Origin of the sequence: Alicyclobacillus fodiniaquatilis, from assembly GCF_042678105.1 — a bacterium.
GTDB lineage: Bacteria > Bacillota > Bacilli > Alicyclobacillales > Alicyclobacillaceae > Alicyclobacillus > Alicyclobacillus fodiniaquatilis.
In genome coordinates, this window is the sequence record NZ_JBHUCX010000092.1 from 299,708 (window position 1) to 315,309 (window position 15,602).

The 15,602-nt window shown below is 52.7% G+C and carries 17 protein-coding genes; 5 read left to right on the forward strand and 12 right to left on the reverse strand.

The genetic code is table 11. From position 1 onward, the window contains the following. Window positions 1-32: 32 nt before the first annotated feature. A complete protein-coding gene (locus ACFSB2_RS22965) occupies window positions 33-980 on the forward strand; it encodes an MBL fold metallo-hydrolase (RefSeq protein WP_377945414.1) in 948 nt (315 codons plus the stop codon). Between the two features lie 89 nt (window positions 981-1,069). Here the strand turns inward: ACFSB2_RS22965 and thpR are convergent, their stop codons facing one another. From thpR to ACFSB2_RS22980, 3 genes are read right to left on the reverse strand one after another with little or no spacing between them, the layout of a single operon-like run. Further along, on the reverse strand, window positions 1,070-1,696 hold the full coding sequence (thpR, locus tag ACFSB2_RS22970; protein WP_377945415.1) for an RNA 2',3'-cyclic phosphodiesterase: 627 nt from the start codon (window positions 1,694-1,696) through the stop codon (window positions 1,070-1,072). A gap of 18 nt (window positions 1,697-1,714) precedes the next feature. Beyond that, complete coding sequence (locus ACFSB2_RS22975; protein WP_377945416.1) at window positions 1,715-2,068, reverse strand: arsenate reductase family protein; 354 nt, start codon at window positions 2,066-2,068, stop codon at window positions 1,715-1,717. A gap of 25 nt (window positions 2,069-2,093) precedes the next feature. Further along, window positions 2,094-2,588, reverse strand: a complete 495-nt coding sequence (locus ACFSB2_RS22980) for a GAF domain-containing protein (RefSeq protein WP_377945417.1) — start codon at window positions 2,586-2,588, stop codon at window positions 2,094-2,096. A 228-nt stretch (window positions 2,589-2,816) separates the two neighbouring features. Here ACFSB2_RS22980 and ACFSB2_RS22985 point away from each other — a divergent pair, with 228 nt between their 5' ends. The 3 genes from ACFSB2_RS22985 (at window position 2,817) to ACFSB2_RS22995 (ending at window position 6,024) form a co-directional block, all read left to right on the forward strand. Then, window positions 2,817-4,190, forward strand: coding sequence for a MurT ligase domain-containing protein (locus tag ACFSB2_RS22985; RefSeq protein WP_377945418.1), 1,374 nt, complete (start codon window positions 2,817-2,819; stop codon window positions 4,188-4,190). Next, complete coding sequence (locus tag ACFSB2_RS22990) at window positions 4,150-5,001, forward strand: type 1 glutamine amidotransferase (protein ID WP_377945419.1); 852 nt, start codon at window positions 4,150-4,152, stop codon at window positions 4,999-5,001. Before ACFSB2_RS22985 ends, ACFSB2_RS22990 begins: the two co-directional genes overlap by 41 nt. Window positions 5,002-5,175: 174 nt before the next feature. Then, window positions 5,176-6,024, forward strand: a complete 849-nt coding sequence (locus ACFSB2_RS22995) for an Rpn family recombination-promoting nuclease/putative transposase (RefSeq protein ID WP_377945420.1) — start codon at window positions 5,176-5,178, stop codon at window positions 6,022-6,024. Window positions 6,025-6,238: 214 nt separating this feature from the next. On the opposite strand, the gene ACFSB2_RS23000 is transcribed toward ACFSB2_RS22995, so the two are convergent. From ACFSB2_RS23000 to ACFSB2_RS23030, 7 genes are all read right to left on the reverse strand, one after another. Beyond that, window positions 6,239-7,057, reverse strand: a complete 819-nt coding sequence (locus ACFSB2_RS23000) for an SDR family NAD(P)-dependent oxidoreductase (RefSeq protein ID WP_377945421.1) — start codon at window positions 7,055-7,057, stop codon at window positions 6,239-6,241. 130 nt (window positions 7,058-7,187) lie between these two features. Then, window positions 7,188-7,592: an acyl-CoA thioesterase gene (locus tag ACFSB2_RS23005; protein ID WP_377945422.1), complete on the reverse strand. Its 405-nt coding sequence runs from the start codon at window positions 7,590-7,592 to the stop codon at window positions 7,188-7,190. A gap of 123 nt (window positions 7,593-7,715) precedes the next feature. Beyond that, window positions 7,716-8,081: a hotdog fold thioesterase gene (locus ACFSB2_RS23010; protein ID WP_377945469.1), complete on the reverse strand. Its 366-nt coding sequence runs from the start codon at window positions 8,079-8,081 to the stop codon at window positions 7,716-7,718. A 157-nt stretch (window positions 8,082-8,238) separates the two neighbouring features. Next, window positions 8,239-9,195: a phosphotransferase gene (locus ACFSB2_RS23015; protein WP_377945423.1), complete on the reverse strand. Its 957-nt coding sequence runs from the start codon at window positions 9,193-9,195 to the stop codon at window positions 8,239-8,241. A gap of 161 nt (window positions 9,196-9,356) precedes the next feature. Next, window positions 9,357-10,304 carry a homoserine kinase gene (thrB, locus tag ACFSB2_RS23020; protein WP_377945424.1) on the reverse strand — a complete coding sequence of 316 codons (948 nt, stop codon included), beginning with the start codon at window positions 10,302-10,304 and terminating at the stop codon, window positions 9,357-9,359. Then, on the reverse strand, window positions 10,301-11,380 hold the full coding sequence (gene thrC, locus ACFSB2_RS23025; RefSeq protein ID WP_377945425.1) for a threonine synthase: 1,080 nt from the start codon (window positions 11,378-11,380) through the stop codon (window positions 10,301-10,303). Before thrC ends, thrB begins: the two co-directional genes overlap by 4 nt. Window positions 11,381-11,494: 114 nt before the next feature. Beyond that, window positions 11,495-12,439, reverse strand: a complete 945-nt coding sequence (locus ACFSB2_RS23030; RefSeq protein ID WP_377945426.1) for an MBL fold metallo-hydrolase — start codon at window positions 12,437-12,439, stop codon at window positions 11,495-11,497. A gap of 252 nt (window positions 12,440-12,691) precedes the next feature. On the opposite strand from ACFSB2_RS23030, the gene ACFSB2_RS23035 reads away from it, so the two are divergent. Continuing rightward, complete coding sequence (locus ACFSB2_RS23035) at window positions 12,692-12,943, forward strand: hypothetical protein (protein ID WP_377945427.1); 252 nt, start codon at window positions 12,692-12,694, stop codon at window positions 12,941-12,943. Here ACFSB2_RS23035 and yfmH read toward each other — a convergent pair. Together yfmH and yfmF are read right to left on the reverse strand one after the other, a co-directional pair. Beyond that, window positions 12,935-14,230 carry an EF-P 5-aminopentanol modification-associated protein YfmH gene (yfmH, locus tag ACFSB2_RS23040; RefSeq protein ID WP_377945428.1) on the reverse strand — a complete coding sequence of 432 codons (1,296 nt, stop codon included), beginning with the start codon at window positions 14,228-14,230 and terminating at the stop codon, window positions 12,935-12,937. The two genes, ACFSB2_RS23035 and yfmH, sit on opposite strands and share 9 nt — an antisense overlap. Further along, the gene (yfmF, locus tag ACFSB2_RS23045) at window positions 14,230-15,513 is read right to left on the reverse strand and encodes an EF-P 5-aminopentanol modification-associated protein YfmF (RefSeq protein WP_377945429.1); all 1,284 of its coding nucleotides are present in this window, start codon (window positions 15,511-15,513) and stop codon (window positions 14,230-14,232) included. Before yfmF ends, yfmH begins: the two co-directional genes overlap by 1 nt. Between the last annotated feature and the right edge of the window lie 89 nt (window positions 15,514-15,602).

The following is a 15,602-nucleotide window of genomic DNA, read 5'->3' on the forward strand; positions in this document are numbered from 1 at the left end:
GCTGGATGGCGAGGAATGGAGCGTGAATACACTTGACGAACGCGAACTTTCCCCAACCGATTGAAGTCGCTAAAGACGTCTGGCAAATCGATGTACTTGAACGGAATACACCTAAGCGCACAGCGGCCTACCTCATTCTCGATGACGCGCCGACCTTGATTGAAACTGGCGCTGCCAATTCGCACGATGCGCTGATTCATGGCCTTAGCGCCCTTGAATTGCGCCCAGCGGATTTAGCCCACGTCATCGTCACGCATGTCCATCTCGATCACGCCGGTGGCGCTGGACAAATGATGGCAAAGGCGACAAACGCGGATTTGGTCGTCCATCCGCGTGGCGCTCGCCATATGGCAGACCCGAGCAAGCTGTGGGCAGGCGCGTCAGAAGTGTACGGCGAACGCGCCAACAGCCTGTTTGGCGCCATGGTGCCGGTGCCTGCGGACAAAATTCGCACCCAAGCGCACGGCTCCAAACTTGCCATCGGCAAACGAACCCTCCAGTTTTTCGATTCTCCTGGCCATGCCAAACATCATTTCACCATTCTCGACGAATTGTCAGATGCGCTGTTTGCCGGCGACGCGGTGGGCATTTGCTATCCTGATGCACTCACGCACTTTGGCTACGATTTCATTCTTCCGTCATCCTCACCGATTGACTTCGATCCCGCCGCTGTCCACAATACACTGACGATGTTAGAACAACTCCCGTTCACTTGGGTGTACCATGCGCATTTCGGGAGATCGCCAAAAGCGACAGCCATAGAAGAGACCGGACGGTGGGTAGACATGTTTGCAGCACTCATCGAGGAAATCTACACGCCTGACGTCGAGATCGACACGATTGAGCAAGCACTGCGCACGCTCATCACGACAACACTTCGCAGCGAAGGACATGCACTCGGCGATATGTCTTTTCTGGATATGGATATGAGGCTCGACGCGATGGGATTGAAATTCTATGAAGAAAAAAGAAGAAGATAATCTGCTTTGCGCAATATGGTCCTACTGGCACAACCATGAAAATGCGAATCAATCAAGGCGCCGTCACATCGGCGCCTGTTGTCATTGCATCACCACTTCATGGGCATTTCCTCATCTGCGTGTGATGTAAAAGCAAAACGATGGCGGATTGGGTAACACAATTGACCGTCAATCCGCGTTGACTCAAAGAGACACAGGTCTGTAAATGTCGCCGTCAGGGGCTCTGGCAAAGCGAGCCGGTCCACATCGACGTGCTGCTGTAATTTACGTGCAAGTGTGATATGTGGTCGGTATCGCTTCTCATCCAAATCGAGCGGCAATTGAGCCAAGATAGCTGCTTTGACTTGTTGGTGTAGATGGTTGAGCGCTTGCCAATCGCTGTGTTGCTTGTCCAGCCCTAGCCAGAACACCTTGTTGCGGGAAAACTGTCCAAGGGAACCTGTCGTCAACTGGAACGGACGACAGTCCTGGACCGCTTTTTCCCCCGCAGCCACCACATTTGTCAGGGACTCCTCTTCCATTTGCCCGAGAAACAAGACGGTCATATGCAGCAAATCTGGATTGTTCCACGCATTTGCTTGAACTTGTTTGGCTTTCAAGGCCGTTTGCAGCGCACGCAAGGCGTCCTTCCATTCCTGCGGCAACTCAAGGCCATAAAACAGTCTCGTCAAATACACACGCCCTTCACCGAAGAACTTGTAAAAAGCCCTACGCATCGTAATTGAACGCCATACTCATTCCCCTAGCGCAAGCCTGCGATATGCGCCTTCGTGATAACCAACCAGCACCTCGTCCCGCGCCGTGACAAGGATGGGCCGTTTGATCAGTTTCCCTTCCTGTGCCAATTGGACGATCCACTCGTCTTCTGAAAGGTTGGCTGTCTTTAGCCCCTTATCGCGATAAACCGTTCCCCGCGTATTGATAAAGTCGGAAATTGGCCTTTGCGATTGTTTTACCCAAAACCGAATGGTCTCTTCACTCGGTGCATGTTCAACGATGTCGTGAAACTCCACTTTTGCCCCATTGGCCTCCAGCGTCTTTTGTGCTTCGCGGCAAGTCGAACAGCGACGATAGCCATATAAGCGCATTGTTACAGACCTCCCTTTATCCATTTTAAAACTTGGTGTGTTGCAAAATCACTTGGACAACCTGTTCCAACCCTGCCTTGTCCGCTTCGTCAAAGCGTCCTGGCAGCGGACTGTCAATATCCAATACGCCAATCAGTTCATCTCCAACCACGAGCGGAATGACCACTTCCGAACGCGAAACCGGATCGCAGGCTATATGCCCATTAAACGTCAGCACATCCGCTACGACGACTGACTCCCGCTCTTTTGCAGCTGTGCCGCAGACGCCTTTGCCTAAAGCGATGCGAATGCAAGCAGGCTTGCCTTGAAATGGACCGAGCACCAACTGTTCGTCCGCAGGCTGCCAGAGATAAAAACCAACCCAGTTGATGTCCTGCACATGAAGATTCAGCAATGCCGCCGTATTGCTGAGGTTGGCAATGGAATTTGCCTCTCCTTCGAGCAGATGATGCAGTTGCCCTTTCAAAATATCGTAAAATTCCGCCTTGGTTTGCGCGGTAATCGATTTTTCTTCAAACAATCCGCTTCCCTCATTTCCATGTCTGTCCCGCCTGATTATAGTATAATCCACATAAATGCCAATTCGCGAATGACCGGGCGAGATATGCGCCCAACCCACCATACGCGACGCGCATCACACCAACAGTATCATAAAAATGCCCGTCAATCAGGGGGTATCGTGGATGGCGCAGCCCTTGGCGCCGTCTTGGTTTTCAGGATTGTAAACAGCTTTGAAAGGACGAAAAAGATGATGTTCGCAACTCTCATCGGCAAGTTTGTAACTGGGCTGTTGCGCCTGCGCGGCAAAGATGCCACCAGTTTCCCCGGCAAACTTGTTCTGCGTTTGTCGCCGCGATTTATTCATAAAATGGGTCGGCGCATTGAGCGTGTCATCGTCGTGACCGGCACCAATGGCAAAACGACGACAACCTCACTCCTCGCGGCCATGATGCAGCACGACGAGCCGATTATCACCAACCACAAAGGGGCAAATTTAGCCCAAGGCATCGCGACTGCATTCATTCAACACGCCAATTGGCGCGGTCGGTTTCGGGCAAAAACCGCTGTGCTGGAAGTGGACGAAGCCACTTTCCCCCACATTGCCGAAGCGTTGCCCATCGTCATCACCATTGTGACCAATGTCTTTCGCGATCAGTTGGACAGATACGGCGAACTCGATGCGACGGTGGAAAAACTGTTTGCCGCCATCCGTAAGACGGATGCTTGCTTGGTGCTCAATGCCGATGATCCAATTTGTCGCAATATCGGCCTGCGCGCCAGTCGCAAGACGTTTTATTACGGGATGGCCAGGGAAACAGCACGATCCGGCGAGCGCCAGCAAATGCGCGACGGCCAGTTCTGTCTGCGCTGTGGTCATGAGTTGCAATACAGCGCGTTTTGGTATGGTCAACTCGGCCTGTACCAATGCCCCAACTGTGATTTCGGCCGCCCACATCCAGAATTTATCGGTATCTATCAAGGAAAGGCGATGACGCTGCAGGAAGCGGATGTGCCTGATCTCCACTTGACGATGCCTGTTCAAGGCCTATATAACGCCTACAACGTGCTGGCTGCCGCAAGCGGCGCGCGCGTGGTGGGATTGTGGGCGGAGCCGATACATCAAGGCTTAGCCGACTACATCCCACCAGACGGACGGATGCAGGCGTTTAACACTGCCGCCACAACGACGCTCAACCTGATTAAGAATCCAACGGGATGTGACAGTGTCGTACAGGCGGTGGTGACAGAGCCGGGTCGCAAAACCGTCGTCATTGGCATCAACGATTTGGCAGCTGACGGACGGGATGTTTCCTGGCTCTGGGATGCAGATTTTGAATTGTTCGCTGAAACGCATGACATCGATAAGTTTTTCACAAGCGGTTTGCGCGCGGAAGACATGGCGCTGCGCTTGAAATACGCTGGCGTGGACGAAGCGAAAATCAGCATTGAGCCAGATATGGATAAAGCCGTTCAACTGGCGATTGACGCAGGTGTCGAACGTGACACCCCCGTTTTCATCTTAAGCACGTACACACTGTTGCACAAAACAGTACACACCTTATCTGCGAAGGCGAGAGAGCATGAGTCGACAAACACTGAATATCGCGCATCTGTATCCTGATTTATTGAATCTGTACGCCGACCGCGGCAATATTTTGACACTGGTACAGCGCCTGCGCTGGCGCGGCATCGACGTGAATCTGCACCAAGTCACCCATCATGACACCCTTCGCTTGACAGCGTACGATCTCGTCTTGTTGGGCGGCGGCTCCGACCGCGAACAGGAACTGGTAGCCAAGTATCTGTCGCGCTATCAGCGTGATTTCAAGCACGCCATTGCATCTGGGCTGCCGCTACTCGCTATTTGTGGCGGGTATCAATTGCTCGGCGCATATTATCAAATGCCAAGCGGCGAAAAAATCGCTGGACTCGATGTGCTGGACATGTACACCAGCGCGGGCACGGGCCTGTCGCGCCTGATTGGCAACGTGGCAATTGAAACAGAGGAATACGGCGTCATCATGGGCTTTGAAAACCACGGCGGCCGCACAGTGCACCATCATGCACCGCTCGGCAAAGTGCTCCATGGACACGGCAACAATGGCGAGAGCGGGTTCGAGGGGGTTCACCACCAAAACGTCTGGGGCACTTATATTCACGGTCCGCTGTTGCCCAAAAATCCGCAGTTTGCCGACGCCATTCTGTCGACCGCACTTGCCTACGCCGGCCAATCGACACCGCTGGATCCATTGGATGATGATGTTGAGCAAGCTGCGCGTCTGGCCTTTCTGCAGCGGCGCATGCCCGATGTGGACACGTCATTGCTGACTGTGCAAAGTTCAAGCGGCGTGATCGAGAATTCGAATGCGGAAAAGCGCGATGAGGGCGATGACATAGCGCCTTTGCCAACACGTGAAACACAGGAGTCTTAACTCGAAATGACTGGAAGGCGATGGATGAATGATGTTCTGAGATATGATATGCTCATATCTATCAGGTCGCATTTACGATGCCTGCATCCTAAAAGAATTTATATCAAACAAATCGGGCATTGTGGATAGTTTAGCACGAATGTACCGATTTAATATTCAGGATGGGTGATGGCCATGGAACTGCTCACACCAAGTGTCGACTTTGTGTTCAAACGTATCTTCGGCATCGAGGAAAATAAGGATATTCTGTTGGATTTTCTCAACGCTGTTTTTGAGTCGGCCAATGAACCCGGTGTGACCGAGATCGAAATTCTCAATCCATTTTTGGACAAAGATGCGGTTCATGACAAGCAGTCCATTTTGGACATCAAAGCCAGGTCATCCAATGGAACACTGGTCAATATCGAGATACAGCTTTGGAACCAGCGAGATATTGAGAAACGCACACTTTACTATTGGGCTCGGATGTACGGTGGCCAGTTGGTTGAAGGTGGACGCTATCGGAATCTCTGTCGCACCGTGACCATCAACATCCTCGGTTTCAATTATCTTGCCAGTGAGCATTACCACAGCATATTTCAACTTTTAGATACGAGGACTGGGCTCGTCTTGACGAATGATATCGAAGTCCACATGATTGAACTGCAAAAATTGCGAGAGGTCTCTGTGGGGCAACAGCGAAAGCTGGTGCGTTGGATGCTGTTTTTACTAGGACCTACACCGGAAAAAATGGGGGAACTTGTGATGGGAGAACCGGCCTTGCAAAAAGCGTTGACGACGCTGGAGTTCTTGAGCCAAGACCGTGAGGCGCGTGAATTGTATGAGTCCCGTCAGAAAGCGATGAACGATTGGATATCCAACATTGAAGGCGCCCGAGAAGAAGGCAGAGAAGAAGGCAAAATTGAGGGAGAACGCATGAAAGCCTTCGCTGTTGCGCGCCGCTTGCTGAACAAAGGGATGCCCATCGAAGAAGTGGCGGATCTCACCGATCTGACTGTGGCAGATATCGAACGTTTTCAATAGGCACCCTCAAACGGATTGGATAAATAACTCCACTGGATATCTAGTCTACATCGAACACCTGACCCACATGCACCCCGTGATATCGAAATGGACCGTTACTCATCAACATCATGCAATGTCCACCCATCCCCAAAAACAGTTAAGCGTTTTGCGAAAATCCCGCAAAACGCTTCTTACATCTATGAATCAATCCCTCGCATCATGTCCCGATTGTCTAAAACCCATAGATGGTCATACCGCCATCCACATACAGCGTCTGTCCCGTCACATAGCTGGCCGCTTCGGAAGCCAAGAAAATGGTCGGGCCAATCAACTCCTGCAGTTCCCCGACACGGTTCAGCGGTGTGCGCGCCAAAATGTCAGCGAGATACTCTGGACGACGAAGCAATTCGGCAGTCAGCGGCGTATTGAAATACCAGGGACCAATGCCATTGACACGCACGCCATGTTTTCCCCATTCGATCGCCAACACCTTGGTCATCTGGATCACACCCGCTTTGGCAGCGGCATAGACGACACCTGTGCGCAAGGCGACATGTCCCCCCACAGAAGAGATGTTGACAATGTTGCCAGCGCGCTGCTCGACCATCCGTCGTCCGAACGTTTGAGCCACAAAAAATGCACCGCGCAAGTCTGTGTCAACAATCGCCTGCCATTCGGCAGGTGTCACATCGACAGCAGGTGTACGGATGTTCATGCCCGCATTGTTCACCAAAATATCCACCGCACCCAGCGAATAAATCGCTTCAGCGACAGCTGTGATATCGTCTACCTGCTGTAAATCACAGATGTGAACAGACACTTTACGCTGTGGGAAATGAGCCAATATCACGTCCTGTACAGCCGTCAATGCGGCTTCATCCCGAGCGACGAGCGCGACATCTGCTCCCGCTGCCGCTAGGCCAATTGCCAGCGCGCGGCCAATCCCCCGGCTGGCTCCAGTGACCACTGCGCGCTTTCCCGCCAGGGAAAACATGGCGAGCGGATTGGTCCAGGTGCTCGGCACCTGATTTTCTTCATTCGACGAATGCATTCGTCTATTCCCCCATTCCGAAAATGAAATCGACACCTTGGTGCAGAGTGCAGCGCCACCCGCGCTGCACGGATGATTTACACAGTGATATAGATGCGGGACACATCGCACATGGCGGGTTTCCTGCTTGTTACTCGGGGCTGTCCATGGTGTAACGATGCAAAACGGAGCGAACGTCCTCTGGAATACGCGCTGGCCTTTGGGCTTGATAATCAAAATAAACAATCGTCACCTGTGATTTGCACAGCAAAGTACCGTCCTGGGCCAGCAATTCTGTCGCAATCTCGGCGCTAGAATTGCCGATGGAACTAAACCACATTTTCGCCACAATATCTCGATGTTCTGGAAACCGGGTTTGGTATGTGTACTGATAAGCGGCAGAGGCCACGATGAGCGGAACCGTAAACTCACCAAACACTTCCAGCAAAAACGCGACGCGCGTTTCTTCCACGTAGGTGGCATAAGTGGCGTTATTGACATGCCCGTACATGTCCGTATCACGAAACCGCACGCGCAGTGTCGTTTCAAAAATCATCCGTCCACATCCCCCTATCCTGTAAATAATCCAATACCTTGGTGTGCGTCATCCGCGATGCGCCCATTGACTGGCATTTTCACGATGCTGCCGGTGTAGGAAGCATCATGCATGACGGTCTCTTCATTTTTTGCGGTTGATAATGGCAACCGTACAGCGGGAGATGCAAACGAGTTGATCTCGTTCGTTTGTAATCCTCACATCCCACACCATGGTCGAAGCGCCACGGTGAATTGGCGTCGCCGTCGCCGTGACTAGCCCTTCACGGACGGCCCGAATGTGGTTCGCGTTGATTTCGAGACCAACGGCCGTCTTCTCCTCCGACTGGAGGTTTAAAAGCGAGGCAAGACTGGCAGCAGACTCAGCCAGCGCCACGCTCGCACCGCCGTGGAGCAAGCCGATGGGCTGATGTGTACGCGCATCAACCGGCATCGTCATCACCACTTTATCCGGTGTTGACTCAATGATTTTCATCCCCAAATGGGACATCAAAGTGTTGTTTAATATGTCCTCCAACCTAAACTCGCTCCTACTCCAAAAATCATATGGCACCTAAGCGCCCTACCATGCTTCGGCAGGCCACCACGTTCCTTCCCCATTGTACTACACGACAAGGCCTGTCCACCTCATCTGTCACAACGCCCTTTTACACATCGACCAGCGCCTCGAACAGCCTTTGTCGTTCCGCCCACGTGTCCATCACCAGTTTCCACTGCGCCCTATCCGCTTTGCTTGGCCGCCTGCGCGACGCCCGCAAAAGAAGATAGTTGACTTCGCGCGGAATTTGCAGGAAGACACCGAAAGCGGCTTTGGCGTCATCGGAAAGAGACGACCAGCCATACCCCGCCAAAAGCGCACGCGCATGTGGAATGGACAAATTGCACGTGTTCATCACCGTTTTTGCCAGTTCCTCCATGGCAAAGCCCAGGCTTAACCGCTCCCAGTCGATGAGCACAGCGGTTCTCCCGTTCATCAGCACATTGGGCACGGTGACATCTCCATGCACCATCACGTATGACAATTTGGGTCCAAGTTCTTTCAACATGCGCATGGATGTTTTCAGCAGTGGCACAAGCGCGTCCGTTTGCACCGTGATGAAATCACGCGCGACAGAGGGCAAGTGAAGTGTGCTGTCCTTGTTGGACAAAAGGGTTGTCACTTGCTCAATTTGGTCAATTCGCCGCCTTAGTGAAGGCGTGGTGAACGATTGACGGCTGCGCGGTGGCACGTGCAATTTGCGCAATGTGCGACCAAGCGCATACGCGTGCGCGGATGTGTGCTCAAACGGTTTGCCGTGTACCCAATCCAGCAAATACAAGAGTTGCCCCTGTACACGTATGTATGCTTTGCCTTGTGCTGTCCGATGCCATGTGGGAAACTCATGCAATCTACACGCCGCGACTTGCTGATAACCATTGGCCAGCGTTTGCAGTCGCTGCTGTGTGCCAGCAAACCGCTTTAATTTATAGGTCTTGTCTCGCGCCTCAAGACGAGCCGCTACACGCCGCAGGTAAAGCGAATCGCACCATGTGAGTTTATCCACCTTAAGGTTGTATGACGCCCGTACTGCCCGCGTGATCGTCAAATCGTCTTTATCACGCATCCTCTTCTCTCCTTTGGTGACACTGGTGCCACGCCAGCCGTTGACTGGCATTGTCATGATGCTGCTGGTACAGGGCGCATCACACTACGCGCTCTGTCTTGTAGCATATGAAAAGACCGTGCGAATGTAGCACGCACGGTCTGCATGGTCGTTATCTGCGGTTACGAAATGGCGTGATGAACACAGACACTTGTCGGTTCCTTGCATGGAGAGAGCACAAGTGAACGGCATGGCGTGCCTGCATTGCGCCAAGCCAACGTCATCTCATCGGCAATTTGCACGGCGTGATCCTGACGACACCAAGCCAGCAGTGTTGGACCTGCGCCGCTCAAGGTGACCGCAAAGGCCCCTGTTTCGACTGCAGCCCGCACCACATCCTTGGCGCCAGGCACCAGTGGCAAGCGATACGGTTCATGCAGGTGGTCAGTCAAACCGCCGCGCAATAAATCGAGATCTGCCATGGTGAGGGCCAGCATCAACCTGGCGCACTGTGCGACATTTTCCACCACCTGCGCCCTTTCGTAGACAGCAGGCAGCACTTTGCGCGCCTCTTCTGTGCTCAAAGCAAAATCGGGCGTTGCGGCGACAAAACAGAGCGCATCCGGAATCGGAAACGAAACGGTGCGCGGCCCTGCTTTATCGTGAAAAACCAGTGTTCCGCCGCCAAGCAGCGCCGGAGCGACGTTGTCCGGATGACCTTCGATGGCCACGGCCAGCGCCAACACCTCCTGTTGGGACAAAGCGGCGTTTGGTCGATACGTGCTCAACAGCGCGTTCGCCAAGAGCAATCCACCGACAATCGCCGATGCGCTTGAACCGAGACCAGACGAAATGGGAATCTGATTGTCCAAATGGAGCGCAAAAGCGGGCAAATCATCAAGTGCAACCCCTGCCTCTGCAAAGAGCCGCACCATCGCCTGCACAACGACATTTTGTTCGCCAATCGGCAGCCGCTCATCCCATTCGCCACTGACCGTCACGCCAAATGGGCGCTCCAATTCCAAAGAAAACTCGTTGAATAATTCGAGCGCGAGCCCCATGCAGTCAAACCCAGGACCCAGATTGGCGCTGGTGGCTGGCACGCGCACCGAAAGACGATGGACGGTCATACGCGCCCCCCAAGCAACGATTCAACAGCCTGAAAATTGCAGTCAACCACTTCCGTCACATCGCCTGCCAAGGAGATTGCGCTGTCCGGGTCTTTTAGGCCGTTTCCTGTGAGCACACAGACGATGGTCTCGTCGCGCTCGATTTGCCCGTTCTGATGGCGCTGCAACAGCCCAGCAACGCTCGCGGCAGAGGCTGGCTCGGCAAACAACCCTTCCTTTGCAATCAAGCGATACGCCGCCGCAATTTCCGCGTCCGTGACCGAAGCAATCTGCCCGCCGGACGCGTCAGCCGCATGGACAGCTTTATCCCAAGATGCAGGATTGCCGATGCGAATCGCTGTCGCAAATGTCTCCGGTTGCGCAATCGGCTCCCCACGCACGATGGCGGCAGCCCCTTCCGCTTCAAAGCCGTACATGCGCGGTCTGTGCTTCGTTTTACCCGCTTGAAAATAGGCGTCAAACCCTTGCCAATAAGCGCTGATATTGCCCGCATTTCCCACAGGGATATAGAGCGCGTCAGGCGCTTGGCCCAGCACGTCACACACTTCAAACGCAGCCGTTTGCTGCCCGTCGAGACGATACGGATTGACGGAGTTGACAATCGCCATGCCCAATGGATCAGCGACTTCCCGCACAATCTCCAGCGCTTCGTCAAAATTGCCACGCACCGCCACGATACGCGCACCGTACTGGACGGCCTGAGCCAATTTTCCCAATGCGACGTAACCATGCGGAATGAGAATCACCGCTTCCATTCCGGCCCTGGCCGCGTACGCTGCCGCAGAGGCAGAAGTGTTGCCCGTGCTGGCACAGATGACAGTGCGCTTGCCAGCTTCCTTCGCTTTGGCAACCGCGAGCACCATCCCTCTATCTTTAAACGATCCGGTCGGGTTTGCGCCCTCGAACTTCAAATAGACGGACGCCTCGACCTGTTCGCTCAATTTAGCTGCGTAAACAAGTGGTGTATTCCCCTCATGCAACGTCAACTGCGGTGTCTGTTCTGAAATAGGCAACCATTCGCCATATGCGGCAAGCAACCCGGGCCACCCGAGGCGCAATGCATCTAATTGGGCCATCTGACTCTGACTCCTTTGTCTCTTTGCGCATGTGCCTTGGTCAGTGCCAACGCCTACCACGCCCAAATATTTTATCTATGTTATCCTGAATTTTCATAGAAAATCGGGTCAGCGTCAATCCCTCTTGAGCGATTGTCGGGATTTGGCGTAAAATGTCTGTCCGTGTTGGGTGATCACAATCCGATTTTTCTTTTCACCAGCAGCTTGTATCAGCCGAGCTAACGGTTCATCCACCAGTTCACGCGAAAGCACGAACGTGTCATGATGCATAGGGACGAGCACTTGCGCGCCAGTGTCCTCAAACATCTTCCACGCTTCCTCTGGCGTACAGTGCGCGCCTTGGAACGTCTCTGGCGCATACGCGCCAATCGGCATGCAGGTCACATCTGGGTGGTGCGCCTTCACCTCGGACAGCGCCTGTGTATACGCGGTATCCCCCGCAAAAAACACGCGCCAATCGGCATGCTTGAGGATGTAGCCGAGAAATCCGTACCTGCGATTCCAAGGGAATCGATTGCCCCAGTGGCGAACGCGCTGGCCGCTGATCTCCAAGCCGCAGGACAGTGTCAACGTCTCGCCAGGCGCCAATTCATGCACGTGTTTCGCATCAAATTTGCGCGGCAAACGTCCCGTTCCATGCGCAGTGACGATCTCTGTGGCCGGACTGACCACCGCCCGCAAACTGGGCATGTCCAAATGATCCAAATGCGCATGTGAAAGAAGCACCACATCGATGGGCGGCAGATCTTCTGGTTCCAGTGCGGGAGAGACATGCCTTGCCGGACCAATCGTGAGAAAGGGGATGCGCACCCCAACTTTATGCGAGAATACCGGATCAGTCAGAACGGTGATGCCATTGATGCGCATGAGCAGGGTCGAATGCCCTATCCATGCAATATACAAACCTGTGTCAGACCACTTGTCCGGTTCAGGCACGAACTGCGGACGTCGGTAAGCTGGTTTGGGAAATCCTTTCGTCGTCAACTTATAAATGGCGTAAACGACCACAGCAATGACCACGATGAGGATGCAAAGTACAATCAACCACGTTTGCCACAATCTAAACATCGCTCCCAGACGGAATAGATTCTCCAAGCGTATCTTTTCGTCGGCTGTTTTTTCGCCGAGACACACTTCTTTCCTTTCATATTAACGCAGAATCGATCCGGTTTAAAATGCAACTCATGCCAAACTTTCGACAAAATAAGCGCACAACCGCCATTTTTTACATCCATGAACTGACACCCTTCGCGATTCGTTTGACGTATGCTCATACAAAATCACCTGTCATCCAGGGAAAGGAGTGTGCATATGCGCACAGCAAAAATACACGCTGCCATCATTCCAGCGTGCATTTTATGCCTACTCTCTATTTTTGCCGGCGTGCTCATCTTGAACTTATTCAGAGAACGTCCTGCTGACCAATCCGAAGCGACCATCGACTTGGCCGCTCAAGTGAAACCCAACAACCATTCAGGGCCTGGGAGCATCGTGCAAAAGCCACAATATGAACACCAACGCTCAATTGTAGCAGTCACCCATGGCAAAGTATGGTCAGGCTGACGCGCTTTTTTGCAGAACCATGGAAACCACCATCTGTTCTTCACGCAAATGTTCGCGCAATCTCGCCTCGGCATCATCAAGGGTCAAAGACTGTAAAACGTCAACGGTGGCCAAGTAATCTGCATGGCGCAACCGATACGTCGTGTATGCTCGAACGATGCTGGACACTTGGTCAAGACTCATCATAAAACGGCCAATGGCTTTCTTTTGCGCGCGTGCAAAATCTTCCGCAGGAATGCCACGTTCAGTAGCCTTGACAACATACTGTTTTACCCGCTCCACCAGTTTTTCAGGCTGCGGCGCATTGCCGCCTATTACCGTATAGCCATATTGATAAGTCAGCTCATATTCCCATGAGAATCCTTTGTCGATAAGACCGTCGCGCAATAGTTCTTCATAGAACAGGTTTGTCTTGCCAAACAATGTGTCAAGGACGAGGCCTGTCAGCAGTTCCTGGCGCATTAAATCCTCGTTTTCCTGCGGCAGATGTGTTTCCTTCCACCCAATCAAACAACGCGACAGTGAAACCGGCAACTGCGCTTTTTGTAAGTTCACATTCGGCTTTACTGGTTCGAACGGATACACCCGATCAAGGTGCGCTGGCGGATCGAAATGTTTCGCAGATTGGTTTTCGCGAATCCAACTCAACACTTCGTCAGGGTCAAAACCGCCAGAAATCACCAAAATCATGTTGCTTGGATGATAAAATGTCTGATAGCACTGCAGCAATGTCGCTCTATCAATCTTCTGAATCGACTCGACACTCCCAGCGATGTCGATGCGAACAGGATGCGCACTGTACATTGCCGACAACAAATCCATAAAAACTTTCCGATCCGGATTGTCGTCACCCATGCGAATTTCCTGGGCAATAATCCCTTTTTCCTTTTCGACGTTCTCATCCGTCAAATACACTTTTTGCACGAAATCGAGCAGGATATTGATGTTTTCTTTCAAATCGGACGTTCCAGAGAAATAATAGGCCGTCTGATCAAACGTGGTGAACGCATTCACAGAAGCGCCATGTTCGGCAAACTGACTAAAAACTTCCTTCTCTTCATCTTCAAACATTTTATGTTCCAAAAAATGGGCAATCCCGTCCGGCACACGAATCTGTTCGTCCCCTTTGACAAACTCGTTGTCAATCGAGCCATACTTGGTGGTAAACATCGCGAATGTTTGCTGAAAGCCCGGACGTGGAATCAGACAGACTGTCAATCCGTTCGCCAGGGTTTGTTCTATCACTTGAACCTTCATCCCATTTTTTTCTTCAGACACTCGTGTCATCACGCATCCCCTTCCCCTGTCAAGAAATAGATGGTGTGTGGCTGCAATAAAGCTGCAGCTTGCACCACATCTTCTTTCGATACGCTAGAAAGCGCTTCAAGCATATCAGCCACTTCTCTCGGCTTGCCCGCGAGGATACCATTGTAGTGCAGGTTGGCCAATGCGGAAGGTTGATCTAACCAAACGGTATACTGATTTTTGAGCCCCCGGTATGTGAACAACATTTCCTCGTCTGTCACATGGCCATGCTGAATTTCCACAAGCTGTTCCTGAATGATGTCGAGCGCCTGCTGATATTTGCTTGGTTCGATCCCGGTCATCACAGCCAGAATGCCCGTCATGCCGTCCAAGTGCGACCAAACGGTGTAAGCCAACGAGTTTTTTTCACGCACATTCTGGAACAGTTTCGAATGGGCAAAACCGCCCAACACACCATTCATCATCACCAGCGCCGGATATTTTTTGTCCGCCAGATTCACCCCGGTGCGATAGCCGACATCGAGTTGGGCCTGCATGACGTCCTGCGCTTCCTTCACTGTCCGCACGCTTTGACCATCAACCGCCAGTGCATCGACGCGCAGTTCTGCGCGCAGCGAATCGCCTGGCAAGACACGTTGCAACTGTTGAATCAGTTTATCTGCCAGAGCGTCTGCGTCTGTGTATGGACCGACAAGATACACGTTTGCTTCACAACTCTGCAACACGGATTCATACGCGTCGTAGAGCGCATCGGGCGTCAAGCCGGGCAAATCCTCCATCATGCCCAACCGCGGTAAGGCCACCGCCGAATCCGCCGCCACTTCCGCCATACACCGCTGCAGGGCGTAGCCCATCTTGTCATCCCGCACGGCTTCGATGCGCCGTTTGTGCAAGTCGATCTCCTGGGCAACTGCGCTCGATGAAAAGGCCACCTGTCCGCGAGCGTGATCCACCAGCACTTCGCAGGCCAAATCTGCCGCCTTTGTCACCACTTCCTCGTCTGTCAAGCTGCTCACGTCAGGGATGGACGCCGAAATCTCCAACACCTGATACGCGCCGCGCTTGCTTAAACTGGTGCGGATGATGGTGCCGTATAGCTCGTCAGACGCAATGCTCAAATCGCGTGTACTCGGATGTTTGCTGGTGCCGTTCATCCACATATAGGGGAGCATGGCAACCGACGTGACCGTTTCACGTGTCAATGGGGTATGTAACCGAATGGACAAATCTTTTGTTCGAAAGCGTGTGGAAGGCAGTGTGTGCACATGAACGCGCCCTGCCGACCGTGATTTAAATGTACTCAACAAAACCAACTCCCACCAGAGGATCCTTTTATCCATTATACCCAAGCTGTGTTGAACCAATGTGGTATAGTATAAGGCATGTTGTCTTT

Excerpts from the sequence above, each read along its gene's own strand:
- ACFSB2_RS23010 (WP_377945469.1), bottom strand. The coding sequence starts at position 8,081 with ATGTCCCATTTGGGGATGAAAATCATTGAGTCAACACCGGATAAAGTG.
- ACFSB2_RS23000 (WP_377945421.1), bottom strand. The coding sequence starts at position 7,057 with ATGCATTCGTCGAATGAAGAAAATCAGGTGCCGAGCACCTGGACCAAT.
- ACFSB2_RS22975 (WP_377945416.1), bottom strand. The coding sequence starts at position 2,068 with ATGCGCTTATATGGCTATCGTCGCTGTTCGACTTGCCGCGAAGCACAA.
- ACFSB2_RS23005 (WP_377945422.1), bottom strand. The coding sequence starts at position 7,592 with ATGATTTTTGAAACGACACTGCGCGTGCGGTTTCGTGATACGGACATG.
- ACFSB2_RS23035 (WP_377945427.1), top strand. The coding sequence starts at position 12,692 with ATGCGCACAGCAAAAATACACGCTGCCATCATTCCAGCGTGCATTTTA.
- yfmH (WP_377945428.1), bottom strand. The coding sequence starts at position 14,230 with ATGACACGAGTGTCTGAAGAAAAAAATGGGATGAAGGTTCAAGTGATA.
- ACFSB2_RS23015 (WP_377945423.1), bottom strand. The coding sequence starts at position 9,195 with ATGCGTGATAAAGACGATTTGACGATCACGCGGGCAGTACGGGCGTCA.
- ACFSB2_RS22995 (WP_377945420.1), top strand. The coding sequence starts at position 5,176 with ATGGAACTGCTCACACCAAGTGTCGACTTTGTGTTCAAACGTATCTTC.
- thrB (WP_377945424.1), bottom strand. The coding sequence starts at position 10,304 with ATGACCGTCCATCGTCTTTCGGTGCGCGTGCCAGCCACCAGCGCCAAT.
- ACFSB2_RS22990 (WP_377945419.1), top strand. The coding sequence starts at position 4,150 with ATGAGTCGACAAACACTGAATATCGCGCATCTGTATCCTGATTTATTG.
- ACFSB2_RS22985 (WP_377945418.1), top strand. The coding sequence starts at position 2,817 with ATGATGTTCGCAACTCTCATCGGCAAGTTTGTAACTGGGCTGTTGCGC.
- thrC (WP_377945425.1), bottom strand. The coding sequence starts at position 11,380 with ATGGCCCAATTAGATGCATTGCGCCTCGGGTGGCCCGGGTTGCTTGCC.
- thpR (WP_377945415.1), bottom strand. The coding sequence starts at position 1,696 with ATGCGTAGGGCTTTTTACAAGTTCTTCGGTGAAGGGCGTGTGTATTTG.